The sequence below is a fragment of the Liquorilactobacillus uvarum DSM 19971 genome, assembly GCF_001434935.1.
Lineage (GTDB): Bacteria > Bacillota > Bacilli > Lactobacillales > Lactobacillaceae > Liquorilactobacillus > Liquorilactobacillus uvarum.
In genome coordinates, this window is the sequence record NZ_AZEG01000012.1 from 42,630 (window position 1) to 58,808 (window position 16,179).

The following is a 16,179-nucleotide window of genomic DNA, read 5'->3' on the forward strand; positions in this document are numbered from 1 at the left end:
CTTCAATCCCTTCTTAAAACAACATAATTATTCTGTGATAATTTTTTTTCGGCTTGGACACGATCTTCCTCACGCATAAAGGTAAGTTGTAAAACACCATCAATATCTTCTCTGATTTCCAAAATATGGATATTTACAAGATTGATTTGATTGAGCGCAAGCAAATGCGTAATATCGGCAATTGCGCCTACTTGATCAGGTATGTTAATAAAAAGATCAAAAAAATCAGGCAGTTGTCCAACTTTTTCAGGCCCAAGCTGATCGCGGCTGTTTTTGGCAGATTCGAAAAAAGAAAAAATACGGGTCTGATCATTATTTTCAATAGCACGTTTAATATTTTCTAATTCTCTGATGTACTGTTCGATCTGGTGGACAATAATTTTTGAATTAGATTGTAAGATTGCACTCCACATTACTGGATCTGAGGAAGCAATTCTTGTTATTGATTTGAATCCTCCGGCAGCCATCCGCATTCCTAAAGGTGAGTCTTCAAAAAAATGCTGTGTTTGATTAACCAATGAGGAGGCGATAACATGTGGCAAATGGCTAATTTGTCCAACTAATTGATCGTGTTCTTTAGAAGAAATAAGTAGCCACTTGACTCTTGTTCTTTGGAGTAGATTTTGAAGCTGCAGGCATGCAGGATTATTACTTTCTGTTTCTACAAGAAAGTAAAAAGCATTTTCAAAAAGATCAATTCTGCCTGCTGTTACACCAGTTTTATGTGAACCGGCCATGGGATGTCCACCAATAAAAGTAATGCCTTTTTTTTGCAAAGGAATGGCTGCTTTTAGAACTTCTTGTTTGGTACTGCCGACATCGGAAATGATTACTTTTTTCTTTAAAGGCAACTTAGCAAGTTGCTGCAGATCATTAATTATTGTAGAAACCGGGGTGGCTAGAATAATGAAATCAGCGGCAGCTGCTTCATCTAAATCAGTAGCAGCTTGATCAATTATTTTGTGTTCTAGTGCATACGAACAAGCTTTTTCATCAATGTCATTTCCGATTATTTTAAAAGTTGGATGCTGCGCGCGAATTGCTCTGACTAAGGAGCTTCCAATTAGGCCTAGTCCTTTAATGAAGACAGTTGTCATGCTGAGTTACACTTCCTTTCTTGTTTTGAGTAATGAATTCAAATCGGTAAAAAATTCAGGATAAGAAACTGAAACTGCTTCGGGTTCATTCAAAAAGAGATCATCGGTTGACCGCAAAGCGGCAATTGCCATCATCATTCCAATACGGTGATCACCGTGGCTATCCAAAACAGGATCAGTTACGTTCCATGCAGTTTGTCCTTCGATGATAAGACCGTCGGGCAGTTCTTTCAATTGGATGCCTAATTTACGAAGCTCTTGGGCGACGGTTGCAATGCGGTCAGTTTCCTTGAAACGCAACTCCTGCGCACCGGTAATAGTACTCTGACCATCTGCACATGCAGCAAGTAACGCAATCAAAGGCAGCTCGTCGATAATTGCTGGAATATCTTCTTCACTGATTTTGATAGGAAAAAGATGTGCATACCTAACGCGAATGTCTGCTGCCGGTTCTCCTTGGGATTCAAGCTCAGTGACTTGGATGTTTGCCCCCATTTTTAATAAGGCATTTAGAATCCCAGTTCTTGTCTTATTGATATTAACATTGCACAAAGTTATATCTGAGTTAGGAATGATTGTTGCTGCAACAAGGAAGAAAGCTGCCGAAGATATATCACCGGGAACGTTAACGGTCTGGCCTTCAAGTTCAGGATGAGGTTCGACACTGATAGTCAATTGATCTTGGGCGGTTTGAATATTTGCCCCAAATTTGCGTAGCATTTGTTCTGTATGGTCTCGTGTAGGCAGCTTTTCGATGATAGTTGAAGGACTATCTGCTTGCAAAGCTGCCAGAATCAGTGCGCTTTTTACCTGAGCACTGGCAATTTGCAGTTTGATTTTGGCTCCATGGAGTGCCTGACCAGTAATTTTAACTGGAAGAGTGCCATCATCTGTTGTTTGGATTTTAGCTCCCATCATAGTTAGAGGTTCGCTTACTCGGCGCATTGGTCTTTTTTGCAGGGATGCATCTCCGATTAGTTCGCTTGCAAAGGCCTGGCCCGCAAGCAGGCCCATTATTAGCCGTGTTGTTGTACCTGAATTGCCCATATCAAGAGGCTTCGCAGCTTGCTGCAGTCCCTTTATCCCTTTACCGTGGACGATGATATCTGTATTGTGTTGCTCGACATTGATTCCTAAATCTTTAATAGCTTGAAGAGTACTTAGACAATCATTAGAACGCAAAAAGTGTTTGATAACAGTCGGTCCATTGCTGATAGCGCCGATTAGAAGAGCACGGTGAGAAATACTTTTGTCTCCAGGTAGCAGTAATTTTCCGTGCAAGCCTGACTTTGGTAACTTAAACATCTTCCTTTGTGTCATTTTAATTACCCCTTAATTTGATATAAACTCCAGATCATTTGCGGTTCATAGCGCGCAATGATCTTTTCCTTTGAAGAAAGTACAATATTCTTTTCGTTTGTCAGTGTATATTGTCCATCTTTCATATATTGCTGATATGCAAGATACTTGCTAGGAGAATAGCGTACTTGGCAGGAATGAATTCGTGAAGTCAACAATTGTGCTGTTGCAGGATGGGAATAGGCGATCCCATTTTTTCGATCGCATCGTTCAAGAATCACTAATGGATTCAGTCGATGCATAAAGCAGTTCTTTAAAATTAATTGATCAAGATAATGGTAGTGTAGTTCACCCCATGTCATATTTAATGTGGCAGATTTGAATGCTGTTGGGATCAAAAAAAACTCATTTCTGTATTTGGCAAAGGCACTGATAATTTCTTCATAACTATTGTGCAGAATAATTTGGGCTTTTTTATCTGGACTTTTGCTGAGATAATAGTGAGCTGCATCATTGCTGTCAGTTTCCTGTGGACCAAGAGTGTGGATAATCAAGGAACTCACCTCGGAATTAATATTCTTTCAATTCTTGACGATAATCAGTTACTTCTTTTTGCAGACGTGACATGTTACTGCTCTCAAAGGTATCAGTGATGATTTTAGCTAGTTCGATTGCAACCACGCTTTCAATAACGATCGATGCTGGAACGATTGCAGTGGTATCTGAACGTTCAACATTTGCTTTTTGAACTTCGCGTGTTTTAAGGTTAATACTTTGGAGTGCCTTGTAAAGAGTAGGGATGGGCTTCATTGCTGCTTGAATTATTAGTGGCATCCCATTGGTCATTCCGCCCTCAAAGCCGCCAAGATGATTGGACAGTCTGCTCCAGCCATTTCCTTCGTTCCAAGTAATAGGATCCATGACCTCGCTGCCGAAATTTTCTGCGGCAGTGAATCCATCACCGATTGCAACACCCTTCATAGCATTGACCCCCATAACAGCCGCGGCAAGCTTAGCATCCAATTTTGTATCCCAGCTGATGTAGCTGCCTAAACCAGCCGGCACGTTTTCAGCAACAACTCGAATGATTCCGCCTAAAGTATTGCCATCGCGTTTAGTGTTATCAATCAATTCATGTATGGCTGTGACTTGCTGGGTGTCTAAAATACGCAAATCATTTTGTGTTATCTTTTTTTCAATTTGTTCAACGTTAGTTGGAAAGTCTTTTGAACCTTCAATTTTGCCAATTTTTTGAACGTAGCCGATTAAATTAATATCTAATTGGTTCAGCAGCTGTTTGCAGATCGATCCGATTGCAACTCGCATAGCAGTTTCCCGAGCGGAAGAACGTTCCAAGACATTGCGCAGATCTTGATGGCGATACTTCATTCCACCAACAAGATCTGCATGTCCTGGACGAGGACGATCTACTCTGCGAAGAGTGTTTTCAGCAGTTTCAGGGCTGATAGGATCCATTATTTTAGACCAGTGAGCATGATCACGATTTTTGATTGTTAGTGCCAAAGGAGAACCAAGAGCGATTCCATGACGCAGTCCACCGACAATCTGAACTTGATCATGTTCTATTTTTTGACGATTACCACGACCATAACCACCTTGACGAGCTGCTAGAGCCAGATTGATCTGTTCAACGTTGATTTTGAGTCCGGCAGGAATACCTTCAATAATTCCGGTAAGTTGAGGACCATGTGATTCACCAGCTGTTAAAAAATACATAAATATTTACCTCCGTTGTTTTGATATTTTAGTTGTTATTATGACGTTTATTTTCTTGATATTTGCGTGAAGAAGCCATTATTGCAGTGTAGATTTCCTGCAGTCGGGGAACGATTTTTTGATCAGAACATCCGGCAGAGACATTTGATAAGACTTTCTCTTCACGCTTGCTGTCGAGGACAGGGATATTTATTTCCTCTTTAAGCGTAATAATTGTATCGACGGCCTTAAAACGGTGAATTAGGAGACGGACAATTATTTTATCAAGAAATGAGATGGTTCTTCTAGTTCCTGCAAGAGTTCTTTGTTTACCTAAAGCGATACGAATGATCACAACAAGGAGCAAACTTGCGCAGCTGATCAGCAGATCGAATTCTAAAGCTGCAGCAACACTTTTTTGAGATAGCCAACCAGTGATAACCGGAATGGTGAATGAAGCTAGACTTCCAAAAGTGAAAAAGACACCTGTGATCATCCCCTTTATTTGAGGATAAAGTTTCAAGAAGGTGTTAAGTCCAACTTGCATGACACCGCTGGCTGCAGTTAAACCAAATACGAATGATGCGATTTGAGTTAGCCACGCGACATGAATAAAACAGATAATGCTTAATGAGATGAGCGCTGCAATATTTAATGAAACCAGCAATGTTAATTCTGAAATATTTTTCCGCAGCAACCAGAACATGATCAAAACCCCGCTGATAGAACCAATGCTGTAAAGCGAAAGCAGAAAATGTGAGGCAACATTGTTCATGTGTAAAGTTTCGGATGCATACAGAGTAATCCACTGAGTAAATAGAATCATTAGAGCCATGGATGTGTATCCATAAAGAGCAAGTGCAGCAGTTATTATTATTTTTTTGAGTTTGTTAACTCCTTTCAAAGTACCTATCATTGATGATTTAGATTGATTTGTTTTAGGAAACTTCACTGGTAACAGCAAGAAAAAATTGATAATCAAAACTAAAGCAGCTAAAATAAATGACCAGCCAAACCACAAGTTATTGTTTTCCAAAGAAGCAACAAGGAGAGGCAAAACGAATTCGCCTAATGACATAAAGGCTTTGATCAGGACATTTGAGGCACCCTCATTTCCACCGAGTTCAATAAAGGTTGTGTATGTACCTGAATCGAGTGCAGAGTTAGCGATGCCGGCAACGATAGCTAAAAGGTAAGCTATCTGTATATTAGGAGCACCAAGCATACCAAGGAAAAAAATAAAATAGCAAATCATTCCTAAAAAAACAAAATTTTTACGACCATAACGATCAGATAGAGTGCCAAGGATCAAATAAGCGACAAGTCGACCGATACCAACACCGGATATAACATACGATACAGTTGCAAGAGGCGTTTGCCAAAGCTTTCCTAGGGCCTGCATGTTTTGTGCTAAAATTATCAGGCCGATACCATGGACGAAATAGTTTAAATAAAGGCTTAGTGAGAGTCGATTCTGCATACGTGCATTCATTAGAGATTCCTCCTTAATTTAAAAAACAAAAACCAGCTAGGATTTTTAAAATCCAGCTGGTTTAATAGTCATTAATTAAAAATAAAGAATCAATGAAGCCAGCTAGACTTTTATTAAGTGTCTAACTGACAAAGCAAAAATAACCTTGCAACTTTAGACACGAACGTGTGATTAACGCCCGTATCAGAAGTACGGACGTCTACATAAAGTAAGCAAAGCCATAATAATATGAACTTGTTTGTGAAGTTCTGCTATTATTCAAGGTTATTATTCCCTTCCTGTTAATAATGTTAGAATAATTAAATCATTATTAATGAATCAAGTCAATACATAATGCTAAATTAATCAAAATGCAATTGAGGACGAAGTAAAAACAACTATAAATATACCCTGATTTAGAATTAATTATTTTTTTGCAGTAAAAAAGCAGTTTTTGTGAAAAATAGATGAGAATGCTTGCTTTTATTGCTAAAATTGGTTAAGTTAGAAAATAAAATATTAAAAGGAGCGCTATTGTAATGTCCAACTGGGATACTAAATTTGCAAAAAAAGGATTCACTTTTGATGATGTTCTATTAATACCGGCGGAAAGCCATGTTTTACCAAATGATGTTGATTTAACCGTGCAACTTGCTAAGAATATCAAATTAAATATCCCGATCATTAGTGCCGGAATGGATACGGTTACCGAGTCTGCTATGGCAATCGCAATGGCTCGTCAAGGCGGGCTGGGTGTTATCCATAAGAATATGACGATTGAACGGCAAGCAGATGAGGTCCGTAAGGTCAAACGTTCTGAAAGTGGCGTTATTATTGATCCTTTCTTTTTAACACCAGAAAATTCTGTAGCTGAAGCAGAAAAACTAATGAGAAAATATCGCATTAGCGGTGTTCCTATTGTTGACACATTACAAAATCGCAAATTTGTAGGTATTATTACGAATCGTGACCTGCGTTTTGTTAGCGACCTAACTGTAGCTATTGATAAAGTGATGACTAAAGATGATCTTGTAACTGCACCAGAAGGGACATCTTTAAAGACAGCTGAAGCTATTTTGCAGAAGCATAAAATAGAAAAACTACCAATGGTTGATAAAGATGGCAGATTAACTGGCTTGATAACAATCAAAGATATTGAAAAAGTTGTGGAATTTCCTAATGCTGCTAAGGATGAGCATGGTCGTTTACTGGTAGCTGCTGCGGTTGGCGTAACAAGTGATACATTTGATCGTGCCAGAGCGTTGCTTGATGCCGGTGTGGATGCAATTGTAATTGACACGGCTCATGGGCATTCTGCTGGTGTCATTCGCAAAATCAAGGAGATTCGTAAAACGTTCCCTGAAGCAACACTGATTGCAGGAAATGTAGCAACAGCTGCTGCAACTGAGGCACTGTATGACGCTGGGGTCGATATCGTTAAAGTCGGTATTGGACCAGGATCGATTTGTACAACACGTATTGTTGCAGGTGTGGGAGTGCCTCAGTTAACTGCCGTTTATGATGCTGCAAGTATAGCACGTAAATATGGTAAGACTATTATTGCTGATGGCGGAATCAAATATTCCGGAGATATTGTTAAAGCGTTGGCTGCTGGTGGGAATGCAGTGATGCTTGGCGGAATGCTGGCTGGAACTGATGAAGCACCTGGCGAAACAGAAATTTATCAAGGCCGTCGCTTCAAAACTTATCGTGGCATGGGGAGTTTGGGTGCAATGGATAGCAAGCATGGTTCATCTGATCGTTATTTCCAAAGCGGGGTTAATGAGGCCAACAAACTTGTTCCTGAGGGTATTGAAGGCCGTGTTGCTTATAAAGGCAGCCTTTCTGATATGGTTTATCAGTTAGTTGGTGGTTTGCGTGCCGGCATGGGTTATGTTGGAGCCGCACATCTTCAAGGATTGCAAGACGATGCACAGTTTGTTCAGATTTCTAATGCGGGTTTACTTGAATCACATCCACATGATGTTCAAATTACAAAAGAATCACCTAATTATAGTAAATAAAAAAATTTAACAGAATACAAAAGGGTCAGCACAATTTGTGTTGGCTTTTTTGCGTCAACTAGTAATTTATTCGGTTATCTTTTTTATTTTGTGAAATATGATGTGGTAATATTGATTGAAAGATTAGCAATAAAAAGCAGTACGAATGTTGCTGCAAAAGGGAGTTTTTTTGATGGTAAAAACAAATAACACACCTCAGAAACAGGTACATTCATTATTTGACAGAGTTGCACCAAAATATGACAAGATGAATAATCTGATCACTTTAGGATTACATCGGCATTGGCGTACAGAAACAATAAAAAAATTAAATGTAAAAAAAGGAGATTTTGCACTTGATTTGTGTTGTGGGACAGGTGATCTAACACTTGATTTGGCACAAATTGTTGGACCGAGCGGTCATGTTGTGGCACTTGATTTAAGCACAGAAATGTTAAAATTAGCGAAAAAGAAGATCAGAGCAGCGCATCTTGCTGATCGAGTGACTTTTGTTGCAGGTGATTCAATGCAATTGCCTTTCGAAACTAACTATTTTGACCTTGTTACAATCGGTTTTGGCCTGCGCAATGTTCCAGATGCTGATCAGGTCTTACGTGAAATGGTGCGGGTTTTAAGACCAGGCGGACAAGCAGCTTGCCTCGAAACATCGCAGCCACAGCAACCGCTTATTCGATTGGGCTGGGAAGGATACTTTCATATTGTTCCGCTGATGGCTAAGTTAACAGGCAGTCGCTATCAAGACTACGATTATCTTCAAAAAACGACAAAGGCTTTTGTATCAGTTCAAAAATTAGCCGAGATGTTTTCGTCTGCCGGGTTGGAGAAAGTTCAGTATTCTCTTTTTACCTTCGGCGCAGGGGCTTTGCATATTGGAAAGAAACACTTCAATTAAAAAATAAAAGCTTGTTTGAGAGGTGAACCTCACAGGCAAGCTTTTTGTGTTGCTTTTTTAGCAATTAAAGAAATGATTAGTTTTGAGATAAAAGCGCACATCTTAAGAGAAAACATTAAGCGGAATGTTTGATTGAAATGCGTGGTTACAGGAATTTGCAGTGTATTATTTAGCTGCTGTGGTATAATTAAGCATTGAATTTCGAATAAAGGAGAGAAAAAAATGCCGCGTAAAATGAGTTTATTTTCGATTGTAATGCTGACGTTGAGTGCAATTATTGGGTCAGGGTGGCTGTTTGGGTCAGGAATGGCTGCACATATTGCCGGGCCAGCAGCAATTCTCTCATGGGTATTAGGCGGTATAATTATTGGTGTCATTGCACTGAACTATATAGAATTGGGTACGATGTTTCCTACTAGTGGTGGAATGAGTCAGTATGCATCATTTTCTCACGGACCATTACTAGGTTTCGTTGCTGGTTGGGCAAACTGGATTTCACTGTTAACTATCATTCCGATTGAAGCAGTTGCTGCAGTTCAATATATGAGCTCATGGCCATGGAGTTGGGCAAATTGGACTCAGGCATTTATTCAAAAAGAAAATATTACGAATTTAGGATTGGCGGTTGTTTTCTTATTTATTCTTGCCTTCACGCTATTGAATTTTTGGTCTATACGCTTATTAACGAGTTTTACGAGTTTGATTTCAGTCTTTAAGATTCTTATTCCGTTAATGACGATCATTATTCTTTTTATAACAGGGTTTCATGGTTCTAATTTTCAAACAGCTGCTGGATTCATGCCATATGGAAGTGCAACAATTTTTACGGCAACGACCTCGGCAGGAATTATTTTTTCGTACAATGCTTTTCAAACAACGATCAATATGGGAAATGAAATCGAAAAACCAGAAAAAAATATTTTCTGGGGAATTGTGATTGCTTTCGGAATAAGTATGGTCATTTATACTTTTCTTCAAATTGCTTTTATTGGTGCTGTCCCCACTAGCAGGCTTGAAAGTATGGGCTGGCATGGAATTAATTTTCAATCACCATTTGCAGATATTGCGATTCTGCTTAATTTGTCTTGGCTGGCAAATCTTCTTTATCTTGATGCGTTTGTGTCTCCGTTTGGAACGGGAGTCTCCTTTGTTGCAACGACTTCGAGGGCTTTAGCTGCAATGACACAAACAAGGCATTTGCCTACGCTTCTGGGACAGCTGAATCAGAAATATAAAACTCCCCGAAGAGCGATGGTCGTCAACATGTTTTTGGGAGTTATTATGGTAGCTGTTTTTCGAAATTGGAGTGCACTGTCCAATGTTATTTCGACCTCTACACTTATCGCGTATTTAACTGGTCCAATCACCTTGATGTCTTTTCGTCGACATGGGACAAATTTAAAAAGGCCTTTTCGTCTGCGAGGAGCTGCAATATTGGCTCCTGTAGCTTATATATTAGCCAGTTTAGCTATTTACTGGGCAAAGTGGCCGACAACGATTGAAGTTTTTGGAGTGATTATGCTTGGCTTAGTTTTTTACGTTTTTTATGAATTTCGTCAGCCATCTAATAGAAAAAAGTTGTTTTCGAGTCTTCGTGGCACACGCTGGCTCTTTTGTGAAATGTTATGGCTGACAATCATGTCATTGGTAGGCAGTAATCAGTTCGGGGGTAATGGCTGGTTGTCTTATCCAATTGATTTTATTTTTGTTGTCATCGGAAGTTTAGGCTGTTATTTCATGGGTATACAAGATAGTTATACCAGTCGTGAGACAATGGTGGCTTATGAACTGAATCAACAAGTAAAAACAAAAAAATAAGAATACTGTATGTCTTTAGGAGGACGCATGGGGAAAAAAGTTTGGCTTGGAGCATTATTAGGGGCAGTTATTTGGTTATCATTTAACTGTATTACAGCAGCCGCTGATACAACTGAATATCATGTGAATTATACCATCCGGCAACCAATCACTAATAAAAAAGCTGAGGTTGATACATATTTCAATAAACCGGCAATTGTCAGGATAGAAAAAAATCACTATAAAGTTATAATCAGCATTATTACTAATCATAACCTAGGTTCGTTTCCGTTTCAGATTTTAAAAATAAATGGTTTACTGCCTGAAGTGGAGAAAAAGATTTTTGGGCAGCAGGATTATTATACATTCTCATTTATAACGCAAGATGTTCATCAAAAAATATATGGTGAGTTTAAAGCTGATATTGATAGCAGCAATTATCATTATCAAGGCGGCTTTAATCTTGATCTAGATGCAGCAAAAATACCCGAACTCACAAAAACAGCAACTGAAACAGCAGCAAAATTAGAATCTGGATCAAGTGTTACTCAAAGTGACGCGGGAAAAAATAATCAGGTGACAGATAAAACTGCAAAAAACGAAGCGGCTGATGAATCTAATCAAGGTGAAATAAAAGCAGGAAAGAATACTGGTAAAAAGAGTATAAATAATGCAAAAACGGCCGCGACCGATGTGCCTTCAAAAAAAGAATCGGATAAGGGCTCAAAAAAAACAAAGTCAAATGATACAGGGAAAATACTGCTTGTAATTGGAATTGTGGTTGCACTTGGAGTCGGCGGTTGGGGTTTATTTTCAAACTATCGCGGTTGAAAGCAGTGAAGTGCTGTATATCGGTGGTTTTTGTATATAGATGTTGGTTTGATTTCAGAAAGCATTCAAGCTGACGCAAGAAGTTGAGAAAACTTAACGGTTAATTCTCAATTTTTTATAATATGGTTGATTTGTTGTATTAAAGCAGAGGAGGATTCAGCGGTGGAAAATTTTAAAAAACAAGGATGCCTAATGGTCGCTCAGGATATATCAGCGCTCGGTGATTTGTCAATGACTGTTGCTCTTCCTTTACTGATGATGCAAGGAGTTTCCACAGTGTCATTGCCAACAAGTATTTTATCGACGCAAAGCGAGGGCTTTGGTAAGCCAGTGAGTTTATCGGTCTCCCAATGGTTGCCGCGTACTTTGCAGCATTGGAAAAACCAACAGATTAAAATTAAGGGTGCATTAATTGGATATATTGAAGATACTCAAATAGGAGAAAAACTAGTTTCTTTTTTAGTGCAAAATAAATTACCCTTCGTCTTGATTGATCCGGTTTTTGCTGACAGAGGAATACTCTATCCTGCGTTGTCAGATACGCAACTGAAAATTACACAGCAGTTGATTGAACAAGCCGATATCATTACACCGAACTATACCGAAGCCAAGTTTTTGGTGGAGGCAAATTCTAAAGCGGGTTTGGGAGAACAAAAAGTATTTACTGAATTTGAATTATTGAAAAAATTAGAAAAAATGATGCAAAAAGAAGGGAAAGCCGTTATTACGGGGGTTGAAGAAGCAAAAAAAATTGGATGTATTTGGCTGAATGAAGATGGTCAGATGATGAAAAGGATGTTTCCACGCTTAAGTGGTCATTTTTATGGAAGTGGGGATGTTTTTGCAGCTTTGTTGGCAGGCTTTTTGTGGTGTGGTAAGTCTTTCTCGAGTTCTGTCAGCGAAGCTACTTCTTTAACATACCAAGCGTTAAAACATACGGCTGACACCAAGCGTGAAAAACGTTATGGAGTTGATATAAGCACAGTTATGCAGAAACTGGCCCAAAAAAGCGCTAAATAGGCTGGCATAATTATGAGTAAGTGCTATAATATGGATTAATAATTTATGAGTAATTTAAGATGTTTTATTTTGTTTTCTCATGTAACGTAGCTGTAGCATATAAGGGAGGGCGTGCGCTAAAGATGAAGCAAAAAAATAATTCTAAATCTTCTTTGAAGCGGTTGACATTGGTAGCAGTTTTAATCGCTGTCAATATTGTTGTTGCCAGAGTATTTTTAATTCCGATCCCAATGACTCATGGATATATTAACCTTTGTGATGCAGGAATTTTTATTGCCGCGTTATTGTTTGGAAAACGCGAGGGTGCAATCGTCGGTGGTTTGAGCGGTTTTTTGTTGGACCTGATTGCTGGCTATCCGCAGTATATGCTTTTTTCTTTAGTCATCCATGGGTTGGAAGGATATTTGGCTGGTATGTTGCTCAGCACGACAACCAAGGGAAAATCAGCATTTCTGTTAGCATCATTTGTGGGGATTATCGTTATGGTTGGTGGCTACTTTGCAGCAGATTCTCTGCTTTACACAGTGCAGACAGGTCTGGTGGGTGTCCCGACTAATTTATTTCAAGGTATAGTTGGTGCATTAGTTGCACTGCCTGTTTACTATCGGCTGAGCAGTGGTGTTACCAGTAGTAATAAACAATAAGAATTAGTAAGTATATAAAAACAATACAAGATTAATAAGAAAAAGCTTTCTTTTTATGGAGAAGGGCTTTTTTAGTTTATTATTATGTATTTCAAGTTTAGGAAATGAAACTTGACATCCTCTCATCTAATACTCATAATTGTGTTCAAGCTGAATTGTAAAACAAGGGAGACAGCTTTAAAAAACTAAGGTTTATGTGGATTGTACAAAATCCTGCAGGAAACACTTGTTTGTTTAATTGAGTGAAAAGGCAAGAAAAGACGAGTTATTGCCAGAATTGTTTATCAGCACAGGATAAAGTTGGTAACGGTGAGATATCCTTGTAAAATAAGGGTACTTTTTTTATATCTGAGGACTATTCAAATTTAATATAATGGGAAGAAGCAGATAGTTATGGTCAGTGATTTCGAAGAACTAAAAAATTTAGATGGGGAAATTGAAACAGATTTAGAAGTGAGACACAAATATGGTCAAAACAAATATACGCAAAGCATTATTTCCGTTAATACCCCGCTAGCAGTAGTACATGCTGCCAGCATTCGTGATGTTCAAGCTACTCTGCGTTTTGCAAATAAAGAGCATCTATCTGTGACGGCTCTAGGAGGTGGAACATCAATTGTTAATGGGTCTGCTGGGGAAGAAAAAGGTCTAGTGTTAGATTTGTCGCCGCTAGATAAGATTCTTGAAATTAGTGTCCCTGATCAATATGCAATTGTCCAAGCAGGAGTATTAAATGGTGTTCTTGATCAGGCTGTTCGCAAACAGGGGTATTTTTTTGCACCAGATCCGGGATCAAAGCCGATTAGCACAATAGGAGGGAATATTGCAACCAATGCTGGAGGGATGAGTTCATTAAAATATGGAACAACTAAACAATCAGTTGTTGGCTTGAAAGTGGTTCTTGCGGACGGAACTTTGATTGAAACAGGAAGTAAATGTTTCAAAGATAATGTCGGCTATGATTTGACGGATCTTTTTATCGGCTCAGAAGGGACGTTGGGAATTATTGTGGAGGCAACTGTCAGGATCCTGCCGATTCCATTTGGTAATCCGACAACGGGACTGGCAACTTTTGAAAGTATGGAAGCTTTGAGTATGGCAGTTGAGCATCTTTCAGGAAGTGGTCTTTATCCTTCAATGCTTGAGGCCCTCAACAAAAACTCGATCGAAGCGCTTGATAGATTGGAAAAAACAGATCTTTCAAAGGGCGGAGCTGAAGCGTTGCTTATTTTTCAACTAGATGTGACTCCCGCTGGTGCACTTGAAGCTTTAAAGAAAATTTTGCACGCTGATAAAGCATTATATGTTTCTGTCACTGATGATGCAGAATATGCTCAAAACATTATTAAGATTCGACAAGATTATTATGAAGCGGAAGCAGCTTATGGAAGATTAATAGTTGAAGATGTGGCTGTTCCACTTTCAAAACTTCCTGAATTGGCTGAGTTTGTGGATAAACTTAAGTTTTCGACACCTGTTAAGACATTTTTAGGCGGACACGCAGGAGATGGAAACTTTCATCCGAATATTGCAATCCCAAGTAATTTGGAAGCAATTCCAACTGATGTTGAGAAGGCTATTAACAAGCTGTTTACTTACGTGCAGTCTATAGGAGGAACAATTTCAGCTGAACACGGTGTTGGAGATGTAAAGGATGCATGGGTACTTCCACAGCTTGGCGAGCATCTAGTCAGGGTTCAACGGGAACTCAAAGCTGCTTTTGACCCAGCGGGGATCTTAAATCCAGGTCGTAAATTGTAGTAGTTGCAGCAAGTGCCATACACATGCATTAAGAGTGGATAGATAAAAGATAAAAAGGGGCTGTGACAAAGTTTGTTTTGTCAGGCCTCTTTTTATTTTTACTATATAAATTAATGTGTTTCCAAGATTCAATTGTCTCTCTAGCTGCAGTTTGAGTATTGAGGTACTTTCAAAATGAAGCCTAGAAAAAGGTTTGATTTCTTCGTAGTTCCTACATTCTAAAAACATAAAAGCCCAATACGGCAAGAATTACCTGCCAAAGGCACAAAACGGCCTTTAATTTCGAATAACGTGCAGAAGTCGAGGATGCATAGAAAAAATGGAAAAGTAATTTTTCGTTGAATAGCGCTGTTCCAAAGTTCCACACCAAAAACAGGAAACGTACAGTCAGCGGTTCTCGACTTAAAAAAGCATTGATAACAGCAATAATGGTAAAGAATACCGTAACCGAGTAACGGTTCAAAAGAACCCAAAACTTAGGTGGTGTTGGCATGATACTCAGATCCTTTTTTTATCTTTTAAACTAGGATCATAATAACATATATTAAAATTCAAAAGCAATTTTCCGGTATTATTCAAAAAGGCTTTCAGGGATGAACAGATTTCCCAGTGTCACAGCCATAATTGATTTGATGGCGTGCATCCGATTAGCTGCTTCTTGAAAGACAACGGACTGCTCACTTTGAAACACATCATCCGTTATTTCAAGGGCATCAAGCTTGTGTGCGCCTAATAACTTTGCCCCGATGGTTGTTTTGGTATCATGAAATGCTGGAAGGCAGTGAAGAACGATCGTTTCTTTTTTGCCTGTTTTATTCAAAAGATCATTATTTATCTGATAAGGAAGCAACTGCTTGATGCGTTTGTCATAGTCAACATCTTCACCCATTGAAACCCAAACATCAGTGTAAAGTGCGTCAGCACCTTCAACAGCAGCTTCAGGATCATCAGTGATCAGTAATTTTGCCCCACTTTGGGCAGCTTTCTTTTTAGCAATTTCAAGAATTGAAGCTGTGGGCTGAAGGTCACTGGGAGCTCCAATATGAACGTTAACACCTAGGATTGCTCCAGTAACCAGTAAACTGTTGGCAACATTGTTACGTCCATCACCGACATATGTCAAGGTCAAGCCTTTCAGGCTGCCAAACTTTTCTTTTAACGTCATAAAATCGGCTATCATTTGTGTAGGATGCCAGTCGTCTGTTAGACCATTCCAGACGGGAACACTCCCATATTCAGCAAGATCCGACACAGTTTTTTGTTTGAAACCACGAAACTCTATTCCATCAAACATACTTCCTAAAACCTTAGCAGTATCAGCAACAGATTCCTTATTACCAAACTGAATATCGTTTTTACCAAGAAATTCAGGATGTGCTCCCAAGTCATTAGCAGCAACTGTGAAAGCAGAACGTGTCCGTGTCGAGGCCTTTTCGAACAATAGCGCAATGTTTTTTCCAGCAAGATATTGATGAGTAATATGCTGCTTTTTTAAGCTTTTAAGATGGATGGCAAAATCAATTAAATAATTGAGTTCTGCTGCTGAAAAATCGGTTTCTTTTAGAAAAGACTTGCCATAAAAGTGATTCATTAGGGACCCTCCATTATAAGAAGTATGTCAGAATTA

The 16,179-nt window shown here is 39.0% G+C and carries 14 protein-coding genes; 7 read left to right on the forward strand and 7 right to left on the reverse strand.

What is annotated here, in order from left to right:
- Positions 1–2 precede the first annotated feature (2 nt).
- The 5 genes from FD20_RS07210 to FD20_RS07230 are packed head-to-tail and all read right to left on the reverse strand — an operon-like array spanning position 3 to position 5,604.
- Complete coding sequence (locus tag FD20_RS07210; protein WP_057737190.1) at positions 3–1,097, reverse strand: prephenate dehydrogenase; 1,095 nt, start codon at positions 1,095–1,097, stop codon at positions 3–5.
- 6 nt (positions 1,098–1,103) lie between these two features.
- Positions 1,104–2,417: a 3-phosphoshikimate 1-carboxyvinyltransferase gene (aroA, locus tag FD20_RS07215; protein ID WP_057737192.1), complete on the reverse strand. Its 1,314-nt coding sequence runs from the start codon at positions 2,415–2,417 to the stop codon at positions 1,104–1,106.
- A 5-nt stretch (positions 2,418–2,422) separates the two neighbouring features.
- Complete coding sequence (locus FD20_RS07220; RefSeq protein ID WP_057737194.1) at positions 2,423–2,950, reverse strand: hypothetical protein; 528 nt, start codon at positions 2,948–2,950, stop codon at positions 2,423–2,425.
- 16 nt (positions 2,951–2,966) lie between these two features.
- Positions 2,967–4,133, reverse strand: coding sequence for a chorismate synthase (gene aroC, locus FD20_RS07225; RefSeq protein ID WP_057737196.1), 1,167 nt, complete (start codon positions 4,131–4,133; stop codon positions 2,967–2,969).
- A 28-nt stretch (positions 4,134–4,161) separates the two neighbouring features.
- Positions 4,162–5,604, reverse strand: coding sequence for an MFS transporter (locus tag FD20_RS07230; RefSeq protein ID WP_057737198.1), 1,443 nt, complete (start codon positions 5,602–5,604; stop codon positions 4,162–4,164).
- A gap of 518 nt (positions 5,605–6,122) precedes the next feature.
- On the opposite strand from FD20_RS07230, the gene guaB reads away from it, so the two are divergent.
- The 7 genes from guaB (at position 6,123) to FD20_RS07265 (ending at position 14,552) form a co-directional block, all read left to right on the forward strand.
- On the forward strand, positions 6,123–7,607 hold the full coding sequence (gene guaB / locus FD20_RS07235; protein ID WP_057737200.1) for an IMP dehydrogenase: 1,485 nt from the start codon (positions 6,123–6,125) through the stop codon (positions 7,605–7,607).
- A 172-nt stretch (positions 7,608–7,779) separates the two neighbouring features.
- Complete coding sequence (locus tag FD20_RS07240; RefSeq protein ID WP_057737202.1) at positions 7,780–8,499, forward strand: demethylmenaquinone methyltransferase; 720 nt, start codon at positions 7,780–7,782, stop codon at positions 8,497–8,499.
- A 222-nt stretch (positions 8,500–8,721) separates the two neighbouring features.
- Entirely contained in the window at positions 8,722–10,317 is a 1,596-nt protein-coding gene (locus tag FD20_RS07245) for an APC family permease (protein WP_057737204.1), read from the forward strand.
- A 27-nt stretch (positions 10,318–10,344) separates the two neighbouring features.
- Entirely contained in the window at positions 10,345–11,127 is a 783-nt protein-coding gene (locus tag FD20_RS07250) for a hypothetical protein (protein ID WP_057737206.1), read from the forward strand.
- Between the two features lie 162 nt (positions 11,128–11,289).
- Positions 11,290–12,147 carry a PfkB family carbohydrate kinase gene (locus tag FD20_RS07255; RefSeq protein ID WP_057737208.1) on the forward strand — a complete coding sequence of 286 codons (858 nt, stop codon included), beginning with the start codon at positions 11,290–11,292 and terminating at the stop codon, positions 12,145–12,147.
- A gap of 122 nt (positions 12,148–12,269) precedes the next feature.
- Positions 12,270–12,791, forward strand: a complete 522-nt coding sequence (locus FD20_RS07260; protein WP_057737210.1) for an ECF transporter S component — start codon at positions 12,270–12,272, stop codon at positions 12,789–12,791.
- Positions 12,792–13,184: 393 nt separating this feature from the next.
- A complete protein-coding gene (locus FD20_RS07265; protein WP_057737212.1) occupies positions 13,185–14,552 on the forward strand; it encodes an FAD-binding oxidoreductase in 1,368 nt (455 codons plus the stop codon).
- 211 nt (positions 14,553–14,763) lie between these two features.
- On the opposite strand, the gene FD20_RS07270 is transcribed toward FD20_RS07265, so the two are convergent.
- Entirely contained in the window at positions 14,764–15,045 is a 282-nt protein-coding gene (locus FD20_RS07270; protein WP_057737214.1) for a hypothetical protein, read from the reverse strand.
- 78 nt (positions 15,046–15,123) lie between these two features.
- On the reverse strand, positions 15,124–16,143 hold the full coding sequence (gene argF, locus FD20_RS07275; RefSeq protein WP_057737216.1) for an ornithine carbamoyltransferase: 1,020 nt from the start codon (positions 16,141–16,143) through the stop codon (positions 15,124–15,126).
- Positions 16,144–16,179 lie beyond the last annotated feature (36 nt).

Bases quoted from the DNA above. Each gene is read 5' to 3' on its own strand.
- argF (WP_057737216.1), bottom strand. From the start codon at position 16,143: ATGAATCACTTTTATGGCAAGTCTTTTCTAAAAGAAACCGATTTTTCA.
- FD20_RS07245 (WP_057737204.1), top strand. From the start codon at position 8,722: ATGCCGCGTAAAATGAGTTTATTTTCGATTGTAATGCTGACGTTGAGT.
- guaB (WP_057737200.1), top strand. From the start codon at position 6,123: ATGTCCAACTGGGATACTAAATTTGCAAAAAAAGGATTCACTTTTGAT.
- FD20_RS07260 (WP_057737210.1), top strand. From the start codon at position 12,270: ATGAAGCAAAAAAATAATTCTAAATCTTCTTTGAAGCGGTTGACATTG.
- FD20_RS07210 (WP_057737190.1), bottom strand. From the start codon at position 1,097: ATGACAACTGTCTTCATTAAAGGACTAGGCCTAATTGGAAGCTCCTTA.
- FD20_RS07270 (WP_057737214.1), bottom strand. From the start codon at position 15,045: ATGCCAACACCACCTAAGTTTTGGGTTCTTTTGAACCGTTACTCGGTT.
- FD20_RS07240 (WP_057737202.1), top strand. From the start codon at position 7,780: ATGGTAAAAACAAATAACACACCTCAGAAACAGGTACATTCATTATTT.
- FD20_RS07250 (WP_057737206.1), top strand. From the start codon at position 10,345: ATGGGGAAAAAAGTTTGGCTTGGAGCATTATTAGGGGCAGTTATTTGG.
- aroC (WP_057737196.1), bottom strand. From the start codon at position 4,133: ATGTATTTTTTAACAGCTGGTGAATCACATGGTCCTCAACTTACCGGA.
- aroA (WP_057737192.1), bottom strand. From the start codon at position 2,417: ATGACACAAAGGAAGATGTTTAAGTTACCAAAGTCAGGCTTGCACGGA.
- FD20_RS07265 (WP_057737212.1), top strand. From the start codon at position 13,185: ATGGTCAGTGATTTCGAAGAACTAAAAAATTTAGATGGGGAAATTGAA.
- FD20_RS07230 (WP_057737198.1), bottom strand. From the start codon at position 5,604: ATGAATGCACGTATGCAGAATCGACTCTCACTAAGCCTTTATTTAAAC.